The sequence below is a fragment of the Pseudomonas beijingensis genome, from assembly GCF_030687295.1.
GTDB lineage: Bacteria > Pseudomonadota > Gammaproteobacteria > Pseudomonadales > Pseudomonadaceae > Aquipseudomonas > Aquipseudomonas beijingensis.
Map to the genome: position 1 here is coordinate 4,349,300 of NZ_CP117425.1, position 20,436 is coordinate 4,369,735.

Genomic DNA, 20,436 nt, shown 5'->3' on the forward strand with positions numbered 1-20,436 from the left:
GGTTTTGGGTGTATATCCGCACCCGTACACATCCTTATCCTTTACGCCGGTGGTCAGCAAAAAAAGGCTTGTCCGCCGCAACACGATCCGAAGCCTTCGGCCCATTGGCCGCCTGCCCATCCTGCCCATCGACATACCAATAACAATGCTGCACTGCACGAGTGATCCCCACATACGCCAAACGCAAAATTTCATCTTTTTGCGCCGTGTCGTAAGGCTCAGCATCTCCGTCCTGCCCCAGCCCAGCCATCCGATAAACCTGATTCTTGTAAGGCGAACTGCTCAGGTGCTGGCAGTCGCCCAACAAAAACACCGCATCGGCCTGGAGCCCCTTGGCACTGTGGTAAGTCATTTGCCTGAGCCGCCGGGCATCGTACGGCAAGCTAGAATCAACATTAACTATTGGATGAATATACTTTTCTATCAGTAACTTATCGCTACTTTTTCGATACAACATCAGGATGGAATCACCTTTGCGATAGTGTTCATCCAATCGCAGGGCCAGCCCTTCATCGTCTCGATCCAACACATTGACCGGACTCAGCGAGCGAGGCATACCGCTGGCCTTGGCTTTTTTGCCCGGAATAGCCGCAGCCGCGCGCACGATGTGCTCGGCCGCATCGATGATGTGTTGGTGACTGCGATAGTTGTCCGTAAGCATGACTCGGGTTGTCGCGGGTGACGGGAATTGCTTGTTGAACGCCATGAAGTAGCTCGGCGAACTGCCGCGCCAGCCATAGATCGATTGCCAATCGTCCCCGACACACAACAAGGAAGAACGCTGGGCGCCGCGCCCCACGTGCAGCACAGGCCCACGGCTGCGGACTTCCCGAAGACTGGCGCGAAGCCAGGAGACGATCTGCGGTGACACGTCCTGGAACTCGTCGATCATCAGGTGCGAAAGCGGCCTCAGTAAGGCATCACCCAGCAACTTGAAATTTTCCGGCGAGTGCTCGCTGAACAACGCGAACATGCGGTTGTAGGTCATGATCGGTGGCGATTGATCAAGCAAATGGTCTTCGAATGCCCGCCAGTAGCGGCTCAGCGCTTCGAAGAAATACCGGTCGGGATCATCCTGGGCAAAAGACATCCGGCCTACGGCATCCGGAACGTCCAGGCCAAGGTTCTCGATAAATCCCGCCGCCGCGACAAAACAGTCGAGCAATGGCGCCGAACCCAGCTCACCCTTGACCTTATAGTCGAACCCGGGACCAGCGCTGGCGTCGCCGGCCATGGATGCCACTACACGCTTGGATACTTCGTAACTTTCGAGCCAGATCAGCGGCTTACGACAGAAAGCTTGAAACAAGGTGCGCTTTACCGCCCACTCCGCGCGGATGCTCAACTTGGCACCCGGACGACTGAGCCGGGCATCTTCCCGCGGATCGAACCCCAGCATCACCCAGGCATCCAGTGAGGGTGCGTAGCCATGGCAGTGGAATGTCGAACCATTGATTTCGAAGGTTTGTCGTTTTGGCTCGATGCCCTTGATTGGCCAGGCACCGGCGCGAAACCACAGGTCTTCGACGGCGTCGCACAATTCCTCGTCGCGCTGGGCCGCCAGCTCGGTCACGGCCACCCGTTTTTGCACATCAGGGTGATCGCGCTCCAGCTCCTTGAGTTGCAGGGCGTGACGGGACAATGGCTGGATCAGCTCACGGAAACGCGCGTCCCTCTGGTAAAGGTTGTAATAACAGGCGTTGAGTTGCCGGCGCTGGACATCGTTGATACGCAGTTCAAAGGGATTGCCTTGGGCGTCGTCGTCCGCTCCGGCGCGATGACTCAGGGTCTCGAAGGCCTGGAGGCGCTCGAACCCGGGCAGGCTACGGACCATGGGCAAGATGCGCGAATGGAACGTGCGCACCAAGTCACGGGCGTCCTTGAGGCTGACGGTTCGCCCCCACAGGGCAAACACTTCGATCAATTTCTGAATGAAGTCCTTGCGCGATTCCCGGGTGAATGTCACCACGGTCATTGAGTCCAGTTCGAACCCCAAGTAGTGGGACAGCAACACAATACGCAGCACCAGGGTCGTCGACTTGCCAGCACCCGCCCCGGCGACCACCGAGGTAGACGGTGTGTCGCTGAAAATCATCTTCCATTGCGCAGCACTTGGTTGTGCGTGCGCTGGCAGCAATCGGGCGACATCCGCCTTGATGCGTTTCTTCAGCTCGGCAGTCAGCGGCAGGCGCCAGTCATCGAACAGCAAATCATCGACCTGCGGTGCCGGATGCTCCGTACTGCGGGAATCACGGATCAACAGGACCTGGCGGCCCTCCTCAAGCCCTTCGGCCCGGCCTTCCTTATAGCCATAGTCGAAACCGGCGGTATGGCCGCTGCGAAAACCATCGGCCTGGCCGTGCAACCAGGACGCTCGGTGCTGGGCGCGCAGGCGCGTCAGGCCATGGCCGAATAACCGAGCGGCCAGGCGCTTGAGCAACGGCATTTGGGCCAGGGGTAAAAGCTCAGGGGGAAGATCAGGAGTGTGTTGCGACACGCTGGGGACTCCGGTGTTCATGAACCATGACGGCTATGGTGTCTGTATTTGCCGCCAGGTTCCACCCAAAAGCTTTTAAGTCATAGGTTTAGGCGATGAAGTGAAAGTTGGCTCACGATTTAATATCTAAATAGGCGATAGTTTTGACGCGTTTTTTACGCTTTTTATCGATGGTTTGCTTGGACAAAATAGCCCCATCAACCCTCGCTTTCGCTCCCAGCGAAAAGGACACGAACATGCTCGAACTCAGGCCCTTCGCCACCTTGGGCGCCGCCAACCATGGCTGGCTGGATGCCCACCACCATTTTTCGTTCGCCGAGTATTACGACCCGCAACGCATGCACTGGGGCAACCTGCGCGTCTGGAACGATGATGTCATCGCCCCCGGCAGCGGTTTTCCTCAACACCCGCACCGGGACATGGAAATCATCACCTATGTGCGCGAAGGCGCGATCAGCCACCAGGACAACCTGGGCAACAAGGGCCGTACGGAGGCTGGCGATGTCCAGGTCATGAGCGCGGGCACCGGGATCGCCCACAGCGAGTACAACCTGGAATCGACGGCCACGCGCATTTTCCAGATATGGATCATTCCCAATGAAGAAGGCCTGGCACCGTCATGGGGCGCTAAACCGTTTCCCAAGGACTCGCGCGAAGGCTTCGTGACGTTAGCCAGTGGCAAGGCCGGCGACGACCAAAGCCTGCGAATTCGCGCCGACGCCCGGCTGGTAGCGGCCAACCTCAAGGCGGGTGAAAGTGCGGAATACCGACTGGATGCCGGACGACGAGCCTATCTTGTACCTGCCACAGGATTGATAGAAATCAATGGTTTGCGTGCACAAGCTCGAGATGGTGTTGCGATTGAAGATGAACAGCTTCTGCGGGTGACTGCGGTCGAAGACAGCGAAATCGTGCTCGTAGACCTGGCTTGATTAATCTTGTGGCGAGAGGGTTGTGGGAGCAAAGCTTGCTCGCGAAGTAGGCGCCTCGTTTTCTGAAATACCGCATCGTCTGTATCGCGGGCAAGCCTTGCTCCCACATGAATCACCTGGCCACAAGTTGGAGCAAGACTTGCTAACGGATCACTTGCTGGTAATCGCCCCATCCACCAACGTTTGCGCCTCAGCCACCAATTGTTTGAGGTGCGCATCGCCAATGAAGCTTTCGGCGTAGATCTTGTAAATATCCTCGGTACCGGACGGACGCGCCGCGAACCAGCCGTTTTCGGTCATGACCTTCAGGCCGCCGATGGCCTGGTCATTGCCCGGCGCATGGCTGAGGATGCTCTGGATCTTCTCCCCCGCCAGTTCGGTAGACGTCACCTGATCCGGCGATAGTTTGCTCAACAGTGCCTTCTGCTGCGGATTGGCCTTGGCATCGACGCGTACCGAGAACGGTTCGCCCAGCTCGTCGGTCAAGGCACGGTAGGCCTGGCTCGGGTCGCGACCGGTGCGCGCCGTCATTTCAGCCGCCAGCAACGCCGGAATCAGGCCGTCCTTGTCGGTACTCCAGACACCGCCATCCTTGCGCAAGAACGAAGCACCGGCGCTTTCTTCACCGCCAAAGCCCAGGGAACCATCGAACAAACCGTCGGCAAACCACTTGAAGCCCACCGGCACTTCATAGAGGCCGCGCCCCAGGCGCTTGGCAACGCGATCGATCAGGCCGCTGCTGACCACCGTCTTGCCCACACCAGCATCGGCACGCCATTGCGGGCGATTCTGGAACAAGTAGTCGATGGACACCGCCAGGTAATTGTTCGGCGCCAACAGGCCGCCGGACGGCGTTACGATGCCATGGCGGTCATGGTCCGGGTCGCAAGCAAAGGCCACGTCGAAACGCTCTTTCAGGCCAATCAACCCTTGCATCGCATGGCTGGAGGATGGGTCCATGCGGATCTGCCCGTCCCAGTCGACGGTCATGAAACGGAAGGTGGAATCCACGTGGGTGTTCACCACGTCCAGGTCCAGGCGGTAATGCTCGGCAATGGCCGGCCAGTAGCGCACGCCCGCACCACCCAACGGATCGACGCCCAAGTGCAACCCGGCGGCGCGGATGGCATCGAAATCGATGACATTGATCAGGTCCGCCACGTAAGTGTTGACGTAGTCGTGACGGTGGGTGGTATCGGCCTTCAAGGCCTGCTCGTAGCTGACACGCTTGACGCCGGCGAGCTGGTTGGCCAGCAGTTCGTTGGCCTTGGCTTCGATCCACTTGGTGATATGGGTATCGGCAGGGCCACCGTTGGTGGGGTTGTACTTGTAGCCACCGCTTTGCGGTGGGTTGTGGGACGGTGTGATAACGATACCGTCCGCCAGGCCCGAGGTGCGACCACGGTTGTAGCAGAGAATGGCATGGGAAACCGCTGGCGTCGGGGTGTATTCATCCCCTTCAGCGATCATGACAGTCACGCCGTTGGCCGCGAACACTTCCAATGCGCTGGCGCCCGCCGGAGTCGACAACGCGTGAGTGTCGATACCGACAAACAGCGGCCCGTCGATGCCTTGGGGCTTCGCGGTACAGGCAGATCGCCTGGCTGATTGCCAACACGTGCCACTCGTTGAAGCCCAGGTCGAAGGAGCTACCACGGTGACCGGAGGTACCAAAAGCCACGCGTTGGGTCGCAACCGAGGCATCGGGTCGGCCGGTGTAGTAGGCCGTCACCAGTCGCGGGATATCGATCAACAACTCTGCCGGTGCCGGCTTGCCCGCAAATGGACTGACTGTCATGCAAAACCTCTGAGTGGAGTGGCTCGGGAAATGGGGTGCAGTTTACTGACAGTTCGACCATGGCGCGACGGGTTCGATCCATCGCCGCCGATTACGATTGTTCGAGCCTCAGGGCATCGGCCAGCGCGCAGAGTGCCGCCTCAAGGTCCTGGGGCCCATTAAGCGCATGGGTCAGACGCATATGTTGCCCATACAGGCCATGAAGGCTGAACAGCTCCCCCGGGTGCGATGACGATGCGCTGGGCCAGCAGCCGGTGGAAAACCCGCCGCAAGTCAACCCGTCGCGTCGAGCGCATCCAGATCGTCGCGCCGCCTTGGGGCTCCACCCATTGCAGGCTATCCCCCAACCGCTCGCACAGCAATTGTGTAGTGGAAACCGCGCTTTCGCGCAGCAGGCGTCGCAATACCAGCAAATGCTGATCAATCCGACCGTTGCTGTACAGCCGAGCGATGGCTTTCTGGCGAATGGGTGACAGGCGAAACGCGCGCAGCAGGAAATGTCGCTGCAGGTGCAGGGTCAACTGGCGCGACAACACGTAGCCATACGGCGCCTCTGGACCGATGGTCTTCTCGAACGTGGAATAGACGATCAACCGGTCCGGGTCGAGCAAGTCCCGAAAAGGCGTCGCCCCGGCCTCGAACGCCAGATCTGTATGGCTATCGTTCTCCAACACCCAGGTGCCGTGCCGTTCCAGCAAATGGGCGATGGTGCGACGGTTCCCTTCAGGTACCAGCGAACCCGTGGGCATGTTCAGGACTGAGGACAGCATCACCAGGCGTACCGTTTCGCTCTCGAGCAGTTCCTCCAACTGCTCGATGTTGATTTCCCCGCTCGCCAGCAATGGCAGCTCGATGATGTTGATGTCGGCTGCCTGCAGCAGGCGCAACACGGCCCAGTCGCAGGGCGATTCGATCAGCACCGTGGCGCCCCGGAGTGCCAGTACGGCAATCAGAATCTCCAGGACACCCCGCAGGTCGGCGCCGATGTAGACGTCATCGGCATTCCAACAACGGGCCGGCGACGAAGTGTAGCGGGCCGCCAGCGCGGTGCGCAGCTCCAGTTCGCCCCAAGGTTGCGAGGGCGTTTGCGAGGAGCGCGGGTATTGGCGCAGCAGCTCGCGCTCGAGCAACAACATCGGGCTGTCCAACGGCTGCATCGATGCCGGCTCATCCGCACTGAGCACCCGCATGCCCGGTCGCCGGGCATTGACGTACAAGGTTTCGAGCAAATCGTCACCACCGTCCAGGGTAGTCATGGTGGGCGCCGGCAGCGCGTAATAACCGGACTTGGCGATTGAGTACACCCGCCCTTCCTTCTCCAACAACGAATAAGCGTACTGGATGGTAGATATCGACACATTCAGACGCTCGGCCAATTGCCGCAACGAAGGCAGGCGCACCCGCGCATCAACCTCCAGTTCGTTGATCAGCGTGGTCAGGTAGCGATAAACCGCCTGGTAGGCGAAGTCTGTCTCCCGGCAACCTTTCATGGGATCACGCCAGGAGAGCGAATTGTCGTCGGCCAGGTCGCAACGCCGGACACAACGACCAGGGACGAGATAGACGAGTCCATCAAACCTCGTTCCTCAGTGCCTTGCCGAGCGTTCGTGCGGCTCATCGGCGACCTGCCCCGTTTCTGCGACGTCGACGTCGTCGAGGACTTGTTGCAGATCACCTCCCGGAACAGTTTCCGGTTGGTCCGGCGATGCCACGCTCGCCTGGTACAGTTTGCCAAGGACACCGACGGGCAGACCACTGACGTCGACCATCCATTGCGCGATCTGATCAGCGACCGTCGCGCCCTGCATGGCTTTATGCAAGTCCGGCATCGCCACCAGCATGCCGGGATGGCAACAGCGCAGGAAATGTTCCAGGCCTGCGCCCTGCCCCACGAACGGGGCGAACAGCATGCACACCAGTTGCGTTTCGCTGAGCCCCAGGATCTTTTGCGCTTCGAGGGCGGCGTAGGCGCGGCGCTCGGGAATCGACGAAGGTGAGCCGAACAGCGCCCGAGCCTGCTCGCAGGCGTGTTCCGGCAGTTGCTTGCGATGCATGAGCATGATCGCCCGCTGCACGTAGTCACCGTATCCCGTTTCGTAGCTGCGCCCTTGCACGTAACAGGCCTGCAGGCCGTGCAAATGAGCCAACAGCAACGGGCTAAGGTATTCGTTTTCGATCGCCGAAGGCATGAGACCATCGGTCTGTACCCGCAGGAATTCGTTGAAAAGCGGCCAGTTGGTGCCTTCCAGGCGGTCGACGATCAGGTCGTCGATGCCGATGTGACTCATCCGCCGGCAGGCTTCGTAATGCCCCTCGGGTTTCCACGCGCCAAGGCGCTCGGGACCGTAGAAATGCTCGTAGAGATCGTTGTTCAAGGTATCAAGATGCGCAAAAAGGCTGTCGAAGCAGCCTATATTGTCGGTCGGCAGGCCGATCTTGCGGGCCGCGCGGCGAAGGCCTGAAATGAACTGCCTTTGCTGGCGAGGCGTATCGCTGCTGACCATCGAATCCACGCCAGACTCCCAGCGGGCCATGTGCCGATAGAATTCTGTCATCGCCAGGTAGCCCTCACTCCCGATTTCCAGGGGGCTGTCGACCGAGCGAAGGTGCCCCAGGGCCAACAGGTCCATGCGATTGGCCTCGTGCCCCGCCACCGACAAGGGCTGCCGGTGATTGAACGGCAACACTTCGCGGTTATCCGCCATCAGCAATTCAACCCGGGGATCGTCATAGACAAACAGCGCGCTGTAGCAGCGATGGATGTTTTCAAGCGTCGCCTGGGTGGTCTCGCTCAAGCGCGGCGTGGCGACGCGCAAGGCGAAGGTCACCGGATGCCGGCCCGCGATGCTGAGCTGCGCGGCCCGCAAAGCGGTTAATACATAAAAGCCCTCCCGGCTGCCGTTCTGGACCGTCAACACCCGATAATCGCCAATCCGGTCGATGCCTCCGGCGGCGACAATCAATCGCTGGATCAAAAGCTGCAACGCAGTCCGTTCGGCCCGGGAATAAAAACCCAACAATCGTTGCAGTATCTGTTGATACACGTGAGTCATTGCCTGCTCATGAATTGCACTCATAGCCATTTACCTGAAATTCAACTATCGGCGCCGCACCCGCACCTACGTGACCGCGCGACGTGTTGATCTGAAAGGATCGTTCTAGTACCCAAAGAGTATTAGCAATACGCTCAAGCGTTGCTTGTCGTAATTATTTGATACATACACAACGAGTCACCTCGCGCGCTAGGCATCCCCCGCCGCGGGCCTTTAAAACCGGGGGGCTCGCCGCGCGGGCCGCACGTCCTAGGAGAATTCCGACAACGTCCCACAGATAATGAGTACGCAAAATAAGGAACTTGCCGAACTTTAATTGACCCTCTACCCCACTCTGTTTTCGCCAGAATCGATAGATAGCCCCGTCCCCATTAACGCTCGTTGCAGCTTGAATGTGCCTTGAAGGATGAACGCCTTCGAGAAAGTTATACCGCACCACGACTTCTTCCTTGATATGGAAATCAGCGTTCAATTATCAGGACTTAAATAATGATTAGAAGATACAGATTGAGGGCAAAAACCAGTTCAGATGTTCACCGACAAACCGTTTCTGCCTTGAACGAACCGGGACAGGCAACTTGAGGGGGCTTGCGAGGCACGAATGCACCGCCGCCAGGCAGCCAGTGTCGTGGGAAAGGAAGGATGGGGATCAAGCCGAACAGCGCAAGAGCCCGGCGATGACTCTTGCGCAAGACAGGTATCAGGCGGGGTCGACAACCTGAAGGGCAACGCGCTCACGGCAAGGGCATTCACCCATGTACCGGTGAGCTTCGACAAACTCGGAGAACGGGAAGACCCGAGTCTTGAGTGGCAACAACACGTGATCGGCGGTCAGTTGATTGATATCACGCAATGCCCGCTGCAACGCCACCTGGTCCTGGAGGATGCCCAGTTCCGGTTTGCCGGTAAAATTGCCGATGCAGTGCACGAAGAACTGAATGTTCTTCTGGAACGCCGCGCAGGCCGGGAACGGCGTCTGGTTGCCACCCTGCAAGCCATACAGCACCAGGCTGCCACGGGGCGCCAGCACATCACCCAACAGTGACATCTGCGGCCCGCCGAGCCCGTCGAATACCACGTCGACGCCACGGTTGTCGGTGAGCTTGTTGATCTGCATCAGCAAGTCCTGCTCTTCGGTGACGATGACTTTCTCGGCACCCAGCGACAACAGGTACTCACGCTCGTCAGCTGTCTTGGTGGCCGCGATCACCCGCACACCCAGGGCCTTGCCCAGCTGGACAAAGGATGGTCCGGCGCAATGACTGGCATCGGTGACCAAGGCGAATTGCCCCGGTTTGACCCGCGCCAGGTCCATGTAGGCAAAATACGCGATCAGCAGCGGCGTGTAATGCACGGCGGCTTCGATCGGGCTGAGCACGTCGGGATAACGGGTCAGGGCGGTGCGGGGCAGTACGATGACTTCACCGTACACCGGATAATCGTTCGGGCTTTCGGCCGGAAAACTGGCAACCTTGTCGCCCACGGCCAAGTCATCGACGCCATCGCCGACGGCGGTTACCACGCCGGCCATTTCATGGCCCAGGCCCGAAGGCAGGCGTGCCTGGGAGGACGCCAGGTTTTGGCGCCACAACGTGTCGTACCAACTGATGCCGATCGCTTCGACGCGGACCTGCACTTCTCCTGGCGCAGGAAGAGCCGCCGCATGCTCTTCGCATTTGAGCACCTCGGCACCACCAAACTTGTGAAAACGGATCGTGCGGGACATCGCAAACCTCGTCAAAGTAACCTCTAATGCCATGAACTCTATCCGGGCTTTGTACCCAAGACCATCAGTGGCTATTAATAGTCGACATGCCTGTCATTGATTCCGCAGCAAGAAAAACCAACCACTCCTGTAGGACTTACCTAAGAAAACTCAATTAGCCGATGCAGAGTACCAGCCTTTCCCCGTAAGATTCATGCCGGCCATTGTTCCCATATGGCCGTTCACGTCAAGCTTACCGAATCTGCCAGGACCCCAGATGAATCGTAATGACCTGCGGCGTGTCGATCTGAACCTGTTGATCGTGTTCGAAACGTTGATGCATGAACGCAGCGTGACTCGCGCGGCTGAGAAGCTGTTTCTAGGCCAACCGGCCATCAGCGCCGCGCTGTCGCGGCTGCGCAGCCTGTTCGATGACCCGCTATTCGTGCGCACCGGCCGCAGCATGGAACCTTCGGCCCGGGCGGTGGAGATTTTCGCCCTGCTCTCTCCGGCCCTGGATTCTATTTCCACGGCCGTCAGCCGCGCCGCGGAATTCGACCCGGCCACCAGCACCTCGGTGTTTCGCATCGGCCTGTCGGACGACGCCGAATTCGCCCTGCTGCCGATGCTGCTCAAGCGCCTTCGGGCCGAAGCGCCGGGCATTGTGCTGGTGGTGCGCCGGGTCAACTACATCCTGATGCCGGGCTTGCTGGCCTCCGGTGAAATCTCCATCGGCGTCAGCTACACCGACGACCTGCCAGCCAACGCCAAGCGCAAAGTCTTACGGCGCAGCTTGCCCAAAGTGTTGCGGGCCGACACCGCGCCGGGACGACTGACCCTGGACGAATTCTGCGCCCGCCCCCACGCCCTGGTCTCCTTCGCAGGGGACTTGAGCGGCTTCATCGACGAAGAACTGGCAAAACTCGACCGCAAGCGCCATGTGGTGTTGGCCGTGCCGCAGTTCAACGGCTTGAGCACGCTGCTGTCGGGCACCGACATCATCGCCACCGTGCCCGACTACACCGCCGACGCACTGACCGCCGCCGGTGGCGTACGCGCCGAAGACCCACCCATACCGGTGCGCAGCTTCGAATTGCACATGGCCTGGCGCGGTTCTCAGGACAATGATCCTGGGGAGCGCTGGTTGCGTTCGCGGATTCAGATGTTTTTTGGCGACCCGGATAGCCTGTAACAGATTCCACCGAGCTCCGAAAAAAGTGTTAACCCCATGTTGAGTGGCCTTAACACATCAGTCATTGAAACTGTCATGGCGCACTCAACAACAGATTGCAATCTCGGCCTCGCGACATCCGAGGCCAGACCGCTTACACCTTCAGGCTAAAACCTTTGTGACGTCACACTCTCCACTCAGGCTCAAACCAATTCGGCTAAAGATGCCGGATTGAAGCCCTTCAGATCCGCATAATCGCCCTTTTCCACTTTGGCGGCCCAATCCTTGTCACTCAGCAGAACACGTCCTACTGCGATCAGATCAAACTCTTCGCGTTCCATGCGCTCGACGAGCCGATCCAGGCTCGCCGGGGTTGAGCCTTGGCCGGCGAATGCGTGAGTCACATCATTATCCAGCCCGACCGAGCCGACGCTAATGGTTGTGGCTCCAGTGACTTTCTTCGCCCAGCCAGCGCAGTTCAGCCCGTTTTCACCGTCAATTTCGGGAAACTCAGGGTCCCAGAAGCGTCGCTGCGAGCAATGCAGAACATCAACACCCGCCTCGACCAACGGTAGCAGCCAGTCTTCCATTAAGGCAGGCGTCTCGGCGAGGCGCACCCTAAAGTCCTGCTGCTTCCATTGGCTAACGCGCATGATGATAGGGAATTCGGGCCCGACCGCGTGACGAACTGCAGTCACGATCTCTGCGGCAAAGCGGGAGCGTTCTTTGATCGTCGGTCCGCCATAACGATCGGTGCGCTGATTGGTGCCGGCCCAGAAGAACTGGTCGATCAAATAACCATGAGCCCCATGGATCTCAACGGTGTCGAAACCCAGTCGTTTGGCATCCGCCGCGGCCTTGGCGAAAGCAGCAACTGTGTCTGCAATATCTTCTCCGCTCATTGCCACGCCGCGCCGGTCGTTTGGCGAATCGAGGCCAGATGGGCTTTCAACCGGCGCATCAGGCTCCCAGCCGCTGACGTCACGCACTGCGCCGGTGTGCCAGAGTTGCGGCCCCATACGGCCCCCAGCATTGTGAACAGAATCGATCACGTTCTTCCATCCAGCGAGTGCTGCTTCACCGTGGAAAAAAGGAATGCCGGAACCGTTACGTGAAGCGGGACGATCAACGACGGTCCCTTCTGACAAGATCAACCCGACCCGCCCCTCAGCCCGCCGCCGGTAGTATGCAGCGCTCCCTTCACCGGGGATGCCCTCCGGCGAGAATTGCCTCGTCATCGGCGACATGACAATCCGATTTTTCAGTTCAAGCGACCGAATGGAAAAAGGACGGAATAAAACGCTGGTATCAAGGTTTGACATTGAATGGACTCCCCATTTGCTTTTGGAAGCCATATAAGTATATTTTGTAAACCAAATGTCAATTAGGCACCTAGAGTCGCCTAGGTATATATGAGGAAACTTCGATGCTGGAATTAAGGCCGCAATGTTTTTCATCGGAGTGCCCAAGCCGGGGCGCTGTTCGACCAGATCGCAGACAAGTGGTCAATGATGGTTCTGGCGGTGCTGGATGACGGGCCACATCGCTTTAACGCCATCAGGCGTCGCCTGGAGGGCGTCACTCAGAAGGCACTGACTCAGTGCCTACGGCGCCTGGAACGAAATGGCCTCGTCTCGCGCAAGGTCATTTCGTTCTCGCCTGTGGCGGTCCAATATGAGATCACTCAACTGGGTCGAACACTGCAGCAGCCATTTCGCGAATTGCATAAATGGACGCTCGACAAATTGCCTGAGGTTGAAGCGGCCCGGTTGAAGTTTGATGAGGCTGCGGAGGTAAGCTGACGGGCGCCGTCACGCAAGCTTGTGATCAAGCTCGATGAAACTATCGGCCTGCCAATCCCAATCCTGTGCGTCGGCGGCGTCGGGGGCAGGTGCTCCACCGTATTCCATGGGCCGGTCGATATAGGCCGTCATCAGGCCGCAATTCCTGGCCGCCGCAAGATCGCTGTGGTGGCAGGCCACCAGGCAGAGTTCATTGGGTTTGAGATCCAGCGCCCTTGCCGTGGACAGGTACGCGGCAGGATCCGGTTTATAGGTTTGTGCAAATTCCGCCCCCAGCAGCGCGTCCCACTGCAAACCGTTATACCGGTTCATTGCGATCATCAAGGCCACATTGGCATTGGACAAGGTCACCACCGCAAAGCGTCGTTGCAGCAGGGCCAGCCCCTCGGCCACGTCAGGCCACGGGTCCAAGCGACGCCAGGCATGGGCAAGCGTGTGCAATACCTCGGGGGCCAGCTGATCGGCTTCCAAGCCGTAAGTCGTCAACAACTGGACCAGCGTCTCGTAGTGCAATGTATCCAGGACAACGAAGCCCCCATGCCCCTTGATGCACTCGCGCAGCGCTGGCGCATACAACCGGCGCCATTGCATTGCAAATTCTGCGGGGCTGACCGCGGGCAGGTAGGTCGACACGAATGGACTCGCCTCACGTGCGATGCCTGAATGCCAGTCAACAACGGTGCCGAACACATCAAATGCCAACGCTTGTGGAAGTGTCATCGCAAGACTCCTCTGCTATTTACGGTCCAGCCCGGCACACCGGCCGCTGAGGCATTGGAACGCGGAACCCAATCAGCTTAGCCTTATCCTTTTCAAGCGCCATCGATACTGCGCAGGCTCCTATAGCTTGTGACTGCCCAACACCAAATACCGCTGCGGCGCCGCCTTGCGCAGTCGCGCCGCCAGGAACACACCCGCCAGCAAGGCCGCGGGAATGATGGCGCAGAGACCATACGACAAGGCCTTGCTCGCGCCGGTCAACACATCGAAATGCACCACCGCGATGACCAGGACCGTCAACAGCGCCACGCAAGAGAACCCAGGAAAAATCCGCCCACGCCAGATCCCCAGCTTGAGTTCGGGGTGGCGCTGGGCAAAGACCCAGACCGCTGCGGAAGTCAGCGCCATCAGCAAGATCACGCAAAGCGTCGCCAGGTTGGAGAACCAGGCGAACAATTGCAGGATCGGGTCGGCATCCATGGCGGCGAAAATCAGTACCACCACGGCGGAGATCAAGCTTTGCAACGCCGAGCCCATGTGCGGGCTCTGGTGGACGCGATGGGTCGTGCCCAGCCGGCTGGGCAGCAAGCCGTCACGACCAATGGCGTAGAAGTAACGGGCCGCGGCATTGTGGAACGCCAACAGCCCGGCGTAGATGCTGACCATGAACAGCACGCGAATGACCTGGGTCAGGTGCGGGCCGACAAAGTGGTCGGACATGCCATAGATAAACGTCGTCGGGTCCTGCAAGGCCTGGAGCGTGGAGACGATTTTGTCCGCCCCCACGCCGATCACCATCGACCAGACCGACAGCGCGTAGAAACCACCGATCAGCAACACCGAACAGTAGGTGGCAATCGGGATCGTCCGTTGCGGGTTCTTGGCTTCTTCGCCGTAGATAGTGGTGGCCTCGAAGCCGATGAACGCCGCGAAGCAGAACAGCAAGCCGATGGACGGCGTGCCGCTGAACACATGACTGCGATCAAACGCGTCGAGATTGATGCCGCTATCGCCGCCAGTCCTGAGAATGGCGAAATCCAGGAGCAGGATCGCCAGGTATTCAGCGATTACAATCACCGACAGCACCCGGGCCGACAGGTCGATCTTGCGATAGCCGAGAATCGCAACGCTGGCCATCGCCATCAGCGAGTACGACCACCAGGGCAATACCAGACCGAAGACGCTTTCCATCGTGCCGCTGACCACGCCCCCGAACATGCCATACAGCCCGACCTGGAGGATGTTGTAGGCGAACATCGCCAGCACGCCCGCCGCGCCACCGGCCAAGCCACCCAAACCGCGAGAGGTGAACGCATAGAAACCGCCAGCGTTGGTCACATGTCGGGACATGGTGGTGTAGCCCACCGAGAACGCCAGTAACACCGACAGGGCCAGGATCAGCAACGCCGGTGTGCCGGCGCCGTTGCCCAGCATGATGCCAATGGGGAAACCGCCGGCGATGACGCTCAAGGGGCTCGCCGCCGAAACCACGAAGAAGATAATGAAGCCGACACCCAGGGCCCCACGCTTGAGCTCCGTGTTGCTATTGACCGGGAGAGATACACTCATGTTTTCTTGACCTTATTGTATGAGGCAGTCGCTGTAGGACCGGTGCAGTCAAACGCACACCGTCACCGAATAGCGTTATTGTTCTTGTTTCACGCTGGATTCGATCCTATGCCTCTCCCTGAGCGCCCCATTAGCCCAAATCGGTAATCGGCACGGTCCCCTCAAAAAAGCCTGGCGTGGGGCTGATGCCAGTCAGTTAAGCTGCAAACCTGTGGGAGCAAAGCTTGCTCGCGATAGCGGCAGAATCGTCAATATCGTTGTCGGTTGGTTTACCGCAATCGCGAGCAAGCTTTGCTCCCACAGGGTTTATGCCGTTTGCTCCTAACTGACTAGACATTATGGCGTGAGGCCCTCTCACTTCATTGCAAGGCAATGCGCGCCGTCAGTTCCGACGCCGCGCCGATGACCAGGTCGCACAGGTAGCCCTGCTGGAACGCATGGAACCGCTCGCTACGCCCCACCAGGGTCATGCTCCCAAGCACTCGCCGTTTTTCGTCGAAGATCGGCGCCGCGACGCCACTGCGTCCCGGGTGCAGTTCGCTTTCGCTGATGCAGTAGCCCTGCTTGCGAATGGCGAGCAACCCCTTGGTGAACGGCTTCCACTCCAATCTCTGATGCAGCACTTGCGCGGAATTCGCGTGGACGTCGTAGATGCGGCGGATCTGGCGCGGCAGCAGATACGCCAATACGACCCGAGCGGTCGCACTGTGGAAAAGATCGATCGGGCGCCCTCGGTCGCCCCCCACCGGGCCGGCGTCGGAACCACGCTGGATCAGCACGTTGACCACCGAGTCGCCATGCCATTCGCTGACCAGCGCATCCAGGCCCGTGTCAGCCACCAGTTTATCGACCAGGCCCCGGCTGCCGGCCAGTAATGGATCGTAGTGGGCCATCTGATGCTCAAGCGTGACGATACGTGGGCCGAGGGCGTAGCCGCGTGGCAATCGCTTCAAAAAGCCCGCGTCGCCGAGCTCGCGCAGATAACGATAGGCGGTGGCGGGCGTGTAGCCGAGCTCCCGGCAAATGACGTCGACATCGATGACCGGCTGTTCAGGGCGAAACAAGTCGAAAACCCTGAGCAGGCGACGAAGGCTATTCATTTTTTCTACATCCTTGTGCAGGCAAATGCTCAAGCAAGCGCACAACCGCCGATGGCAGCGCGGGCGGTTTGGGACGGCAACTCTGCGAACAGCGCCTGGTACTCCGCCGCAAAATGGCTCAGGTGATAGAAGCCCCACTGGGCCGCCGCATCGCCAATCGAAAGACGCGACGCGGGGGTGGACATCAGGGTTCGGCGCACACCGTTAAGCCTCACCGAGCGCAGGTAATTGACCGGTGTCGTCTCGGTCACCGAGCGGAAGCTGTTCTGCACGGTGCGCCGACTCACCTGGAGTCGCTGGCACAACTCGTCCACGCTGGGCACGTTGTTCAATTGCGCGGTCGCCAGGCGGTGACATTTTTCGACAATGTAACTGCGCGTGGAGCTTGGCGTGCGCTGCTGCTTGTCGCAGGCGGGATCGGTCATCAACTGCAGCAACTCACCGAGCATGGTCTGTTCCAGCGCCATTTCCCGGTCCTGCGAATTGTCGAGTTCTTCACTCAAGAGCGCCTGGGAGAACGCCGCCAGCATTCGATGGCGAGCCTCGGCATAGCGTTGAGTGGAAACCTTGATCACCGGCTGACGCAACAATTGGCTGATTTCCTTGGCCGACGCGGTTTGCGCCAACGCTTGCTCGAACAAGTCACGCTCGAAGGTGATCGCCAGCAGTTCCATGCCCAGCGGCATGTGGAACATGAACTCCTCGCCACCCTGGAGAAAGAACAGGCTGCTGTCGTCCACTTCCCGCCCTTGCATCCGTATCGTACCCGGGACGGTGATCGGCACGGCGAAACACATCTTGCCCCGAGGGGCCACGCCATGCTGCACAACACGCTGATTGATCTGCTCGCGAAATACGTGGCAGCGCGGCGTCGTCAACTGGATGAGTGAGCTCTCAGCCAAACCCGCGGTTAACTGGTTGTAGTCCTGGCTCCACTCCTGGACGGTGGCGGCGTGGACATGAATGTCGTGGAAGTGGCTGATGTTCTGATTTTTCATGATGACGAAAGCCTCGGCCAATATTCTTGTTTTTAGATCGCCTTCACGAGCGATATTCTCACATAAAGAGAATTCTGCAAATTTTCTTTGCGCAATGTCAGCGCTTCGGTGTTGACGCTCGGAACGGCCCGCCCAATGTGCCGATTCGGGCTACCGGCCAGGAACGGGCCACGAGGATCATCGAGACACTGAAACCGACATCCTGAGAGACCGTCATGAGTGAAGCCAAACTTGAAGCCCTCCACTTCGCGGATGCCCCGCGGATTACCTCCACCATTCCCGGCCCAAAGACCACCGAGGCCCTGGCGTTGTCGGCGCGTACCGAATCGATGGCACGCGGCGGCGGACGCATGCCCGTGGCCATGGACCGGGGCGTTCGGCGCGACCTTCAAGGACGCCGATGACAATACCTACATTGACCTGTCCGCTGGCGTAGGCGTCAGCAGCGTGGGTCGCTGCCACCCGAAGGTGGTGCAGGCCATTCGCGAACAGTCCGAAGTACTGATGCACGCACTGGAGATCAATAGCACCCGACGCACCGAACTGGCCGCCAAACTCTCGGAGATCGCGCCCGACGGCTTGCGCGGCGACTGCATCACGTTCTTCACGCAAAGCGGCAGCGATGCGCTGGAGGCGGCCATCAAGTTCGCCAAGCGCGTCACCGGACGGCACCAGATCATCGCCTTCCACGGTGGCTACCACGGCGTGTGGAACGCTTCCGGTGCGCTGACGACCGGCACGGCCTATCGCAAAGGTTATGGCGCCCAGATGGGCGGCGTCATTCACGCGCCCTACCCTTATGCCTACCGTTTCCCCTTCGACACCACGCACAAAAGCGCCGAGCAGATCGCCGGTGAGTACGTGGATTACCTACTGAACACCCCCTACACCGCCGCCGACGACGTGGCTGCCGTGATCGTGGAACCGGTACAGGGCGAAGGCGGCTACGTGCCTCCCTCGCCAGAATTCCTGCAACTGTTGCGCAAGGCCTGCGACCGCAGCGGCGCACTGCTGATCGTCGATGAAGTGCAATCCGGTGCGGGGCGTACCGGCAAGATGTGGGCGGTCGAGCATTCCGGCGTGAAACCCGACATGCTCACCTTCGGCAAGGGCATTGGCAGCGACCTGCCAATGGCGGGACTGATCATGCGCTCGGACCTGGCGGCGGCGATTCCTGACGGATCGATGCCCAACACCTTCGCCGCCAACTCGTTGTCCGCGGCCGTGGCGCTGACCAACATCAGCATCCTCCAGGACCCGGAGCTCGATCTGCTCAACCGTGCCCACACACTGGGGCTGGAAGCGCAGGAACGTATCCGTGGCTTCGGCAGCCCACTGGTCGGTGAGGTCCGTGGTCGCGGCCTGATGATCGGGATCGAGCTGGTCTCGGACCCGACCACCAAGGCGCCACTGGCACCGGAAAAGATCGGCCAACTCATGGGTTACCTGCTGAGCCACGGCGTGCTGATGATTCCCTGCGGTCGCTACAGCAACGTGATGCGTGTCATGCCCTCGCTGACGATCTCACGGGCGCTGTTCTTCAAGGCCCTGGACATCTTCGGCGACGCCCTGGATTCCCTCGATGCGTGACATGTCCCGACTCCTGCCCATCACCCATGGACTTCAAAATGACTGAGCACTTGAAACACTTCATCGCCGGCACGCCCTTCGAAGCCTCTGACGGGCGCCGCATCAACCTCGTCAACCCGGTGACAGAACAGGTCTACGGCAGCTGCGCCCGCGGCACCGCTGAAGACGTGGACCGTGCCGTGGGGGCCGCACGCAACCAGCTCGAACGGGGCGCCTGGAGCCAGCTTGACGGTGCCCAGCGCGCTCGACTGCTGTCGAAACTGGCCGACCTGGTGGAGCGCGACACCGATGTACTGGCCGATATGGACGCCGACGCCATCGGCCGCTCGCCGATCGAACCACGCCGGCTGGACCTGCCCAATGCGGTCGCCAACCTGCGCGCCTCCGCCGGCTGGGCCAACCAACTCGAAGGGCGGACCATTCCCTCCGGCGGCTACTTCGGCACCAAGTCCCTCTCGTACACCGTACGCGAGCCGGTGGGCGTGGTCGGTGCCATCGTTCCCTGGAACTCACCGCTGATGATCACGGTCTGGAAGCTCGCCGCGTTGCTGGCGGCAGGCTGCACCGTGGTCATCAAGCCGTCGGAAGAGACGCCACAGTCGGCCCTGCACCTGGCAACGCTGGCCCAGGAAGCGGGCTTCCCGGATGGCGTGATCAACGTGGTCACCGGCTACGGCAACGAGGTGGGTCGCGCCCTGTGCGAACACCCCCATGTCGACAAGATCAGCTTCACCGGCAGCCCCGAAGCCGGACGCGAGATCCAGCGCACCGCCGGCGTGCTGTTCAAGCGCGTGGCCCTGGAGCTGGGCGGCAAGAGCCCGCAGATTGTCTTCGACGATGCCTCCTTCGACGACGCGCTGTTCGGCTGCTCCCTCGGCCTGTTCGCCAACCAGGGACAGGTCTGCGCGGCCGGTTCGCGCATCCTGGTCCAACGCAACCTCGCCGATCGCTTCGCCGCAGCGCTGGCCGATGCCGCACGCGCCGTCAAGGTGGGCGACCCTCGCCAACCCGGCGTGCAGATGGGGCCGGTGGCCAAGAAGGCGCAATTGGATCGCGTCAACCGCTACATCCAACTGGGCATCGACCAAGGGGCCTCGCTGCTGGCCGGCGGGGTATCGAACCCTGAACAGGGCTGGTTTGTCCGGCCGACGATCTTCGCCAACGCCCGCAACGACATGGCGATCGCCCGGGACGAAATTTTCGGCCCGGTCGGCACGGTGATCACGTTCGACAGCGAGGATGAGGCGATCGCACTGGCCAACGACTCCAACTACGGCCTCGCGGCCACGGTCTGGACGAGCGATCTGGCGCGAGCGCACCGCGTAGCGGCGGCGATAAAGGCCGGTGCCGTGGGCATCAACTGCTGGAGCCCTCTGGACGCCAACCTGCCCTGGGGCGGCGTCAAGGCCAGCGGCATTGGCCGAGAAGGAGGATTCAGCGGTGCGTTGGCCTACACCGAGGAGAAGGTCATCACCGTACTGTTGCCCAGCGCAAAATAAAC

At 60.1% G+C, this 20,436-nt stretch carries 11 protein-coding genes and 4 pseudogenes; 5 read left to right on the forward strand and 10 right to left on the reverse strand.

Going from position 1 to position 20,436, the window contains the following annotated elements:
* Nucleotides 1–34 precede the first annotated feature (34 nt).
* A complete protein-coding gene (locus PSH84_RS19520) occupies nt 35–2,497 on the reverse strand; it encodes a UvrD-helicase domain-containing protein (protein ID WP_305481611.1) in 2,463 nt (820 codons plus the stop codon).
* Between the two features lie 236 nt (nt 2,498–2,733).
* On the opposite strand from PSH84_RS19520, the gene PSH84_RS19525 reads away from it, so the two are divergent.
* Nucleotides 2,734–3,429, forward strand: a complete 696-nt coding sequence (locus PSH84_RS19525; protein ID WP_122566926.1) for a pirin family protein — start codon at nt 2,734–2,736, stop codon at nt 3,427–3,429.
* 150 nt (nt 3,430–3,579) lie between these two features.
* Here PSH84_RS19525 and pgm read toward each other — a convergent pair.
* The 4 genes and pseudogenes from pgm to PSH84_RS19545 all read right to left on the reverse strand — a co-directional run bounded on the left by pgm (nt 3,580) and on the right by PSH84_RS19545 (nt 10,006).
* Nucleotides 3,580–5,227 (reverse strand): annotated as a pseudogene (gene pgm, locus PSH84_RS19530) (phosphoglucomutase (alpha-D-glucose-1,6-bisphosphate-dependent)).
* A 91-nt stretch (nt 5,228–5,318) separates the two neighbouring features.
* A pseudogene (locus tag PSH84_RS19535) lies at nt 5,319–6,717 on the reverse strand (aminotransferase class I/II-fold pyridoxal phosphate-dependent enzyme).
* A 96-nt stretch (nt 6,718–6,813) separates the two neighbouring features.
* A complete protein-coding gene (locus PSH84_RS19540; RefSeq protein ID WP_305481612.1) occupies nt 6,814–8,304 on the reverse strand; it encodes a hypothetical protein in 1,491 nt (496 codons plus the stop codon).
* 676 nt (nt 8,305–8,980) lie between these two features.
* A complete protein-coding gene (locus PSH84_RS19545; protein ID WP_122566930.1) occupies nt 8,981–10,006 on the reverse strand; it encodes a zinc-dependent alcohol dehydrogenase family protein in 1,026 nt (341 codons plus the stop codon).
* A 256-nt stretch (nt 10,007–10,262) separates the two neighbouring features.
* Between PSH84_RS19545 and PSH84_RS19550 the strand changes: the two genes are divergently transcribed.
* Nucleotides 10,263–11,177 (forward strand): LysR family transcriptional regulator, encoded by a 915-nt coding sequence (locus PSH84_RS19550; protein WP_069970812.1) that lies wholly within the window; start codon nt 10,263–10,265, stop codon nt 11,175–11,177.
* A 182-nt stretch (nt 11,178–11,359) separates the two neighbouring features.
* Here PSH84_RS19550 and PSH84_RS19555 read toward each other — a convergent pair whose 3' ends face one another.
* Nucleotides 11,360–12,478: an NADH:flavin oxidoreductase gene (locus tag PSH84_RS19555; RefSeq protein WP_305481613.1), complete on the reverse strand. Its 1,119-nt coding sequence runs from the start codon at nt 12,476–12,478 to the stop codon at nt 11,360–11,362.
* A gap of 104 nt (nt 12,479–12,582) precedes the next feature.
* Here PSH84_RS19555 and PSH84_RS19560 point away from each other — a divergent pair.
* Nucleotides 12,583–12,958, forward strand: a pseudogene (locus PSH84_RS19560) (winged helix-turn-helix transcriptional regulator).
* 9 nt (nt 12,959–12,967) lie between these two features.
* On the opposite strand, the gene PSH84_RS19565 reads toward PSH84_RS19560, so the two are convergent.
* From PSH84_RS19565 to PSH84_RS19580, 4 genes are all read right to left on the reverse strand, one after another.
* Nucleotides 12,968–13,678: a haloacid dehalogenase type II gene (locus PSH84_RS19565; protein ID WP_305481614.1), complete on the reverse strand. Its 711-nt coding sequence runs from the start codon at nt 13,676–13,678 to the stop codon at nt 12,968–12,970.
* A gap of 120 nt (nt 13,679–13,798) precedes the next feature.
* On the reverse strand, nt 13,799–15,247 hold the full coding sequence (locus PSH84_RS19570) for an APC family permease (RefSeq protein ID WP_305481615.1): 1,449 nt from the start codon (nt 15,245–15,247) through the stop codon (nt 13,799–13,801).
* A gap of 359 nt (nt 15,248–15,606) precedes the next feature.
* A complete protein-coding gene (locus PSH84_RS19575) occupies nt 15,607–16,347 on the reverse strand; it encodes an IclR family transcriptional regulator (RefSeq protein WP_305481617.1) in 741 nt (246 codons plus the stop codon).
* A 29-nt stretch (nt 16,348–16,376) separates the two neighbouring features.
* On the reverse strand, nt 16,377–17,345 hold the full coding sequence (locus PSH84_RS19580; RefSeq protein WP_122566955.1) for a helix-turn-helix domain-containing protein: 969 nt from the start codon (nt 17,343–17,345) through the stop codon (nt 16,377–16,379).
* Between the two features lie 215 nt (nt 17,346–17,560).
* On the opposite strand from PSH84_RS19580, the pseudogene PSH84_RS19585 reads away from it, so the two are divergent.
* Nucleotides 17,561–18,935, forward strand: a pseudogene (locus PSH84_RS19585) (aspartate aminotransferase family protein).
* Nucleotides 18,936–18,973: 38 nt separating this feature from the next.
* On the forward strand, nt 18,974–20,434 hold the full coding sequence (locus tag PSH84_RS19590; RefSeq protein WP_122566935.1) for an aldehyde dehydrogenase family protein: 1,461 nt from the start codon (nt 18,974–18,976) through the stop codon (nt 20,432–20,434).
* Nucleotides 20,435–20,436 lie beyond the last annotated feature (2 nt).

Bases quoted from the DNA above. Each gene is read 5' to 3' on its own strand.
- PSH84_RS19525 (WP_122566926.1), top strand. From the start codon at position 2,734: ATGCTCGAACTCAGGCCCTTCGCCACCTTGGGCGCCGCCAACCATGGC.
- PSH84_RS19540 (WP_305481612.1), bottom strand. From the start codon at position 8,304: ATGAGTGCAATTCATGAGCAGGCAATGACTCACGTGTATCAACAGATA.
- PSH84_RS19545 (WP_122566930.1), bottom strand. From the start codon at position 10,006: ATGTCCCGCACGATCCGTTTTCACAAGTTTGGTGGTGCCGAGGTGCTC.
- PSH84_RS19550 (WP_069970812.1), top strand. From the start codon at position 10,263: ATGAATCGTAATGACCTGCGGCGTGTCGATCTGAACCTGTTGATCGTG.
- PSH84_RS19555 (WP_305481613.1), bottom strand. From the start codon at position 12,478: ATGTCAAACCTTGATACCAGCGTTTTATTCCGTCCTTTTTCCATTCGG.
- PSH84_RS19565 (WP_305481614.1), bottom strand. From the start codon at position 13,678: ATGACACTTCCACAAGCGTTGGCATTTGATGTGTTCGGCACCGTTGTT.
- PSH84_RS19570 (WP_305481615.1), bottom strand. From the start codon at position 15,247: ATGAGTGTATCTCTCCCGGTCAATAGCAACACGGAGCTCAAGCGTGGG.
- PSH84_RS19575 (WP_305481617.1), bottom strand. From the start codon at position 16,347: ATGAATAGCCTTCGTCGCCTGCTCAGGGTTTTCGACTTGTTTCGCCCT.
- PSH84_RS19580 (WP_122566955.1), bottom strand. From the start codon at position 17,345: ATGAAAAATCAGAACATCAGCCACTTCCACGACATTCATGTCCACGCC.
- PSH84_RS19590 (WP_122566935.1), top strand. From the start codon at position 18,974: ATGACTGAGCACTTGAAACACTTCATCGCCGGCACGCCCTTCGAAGCC.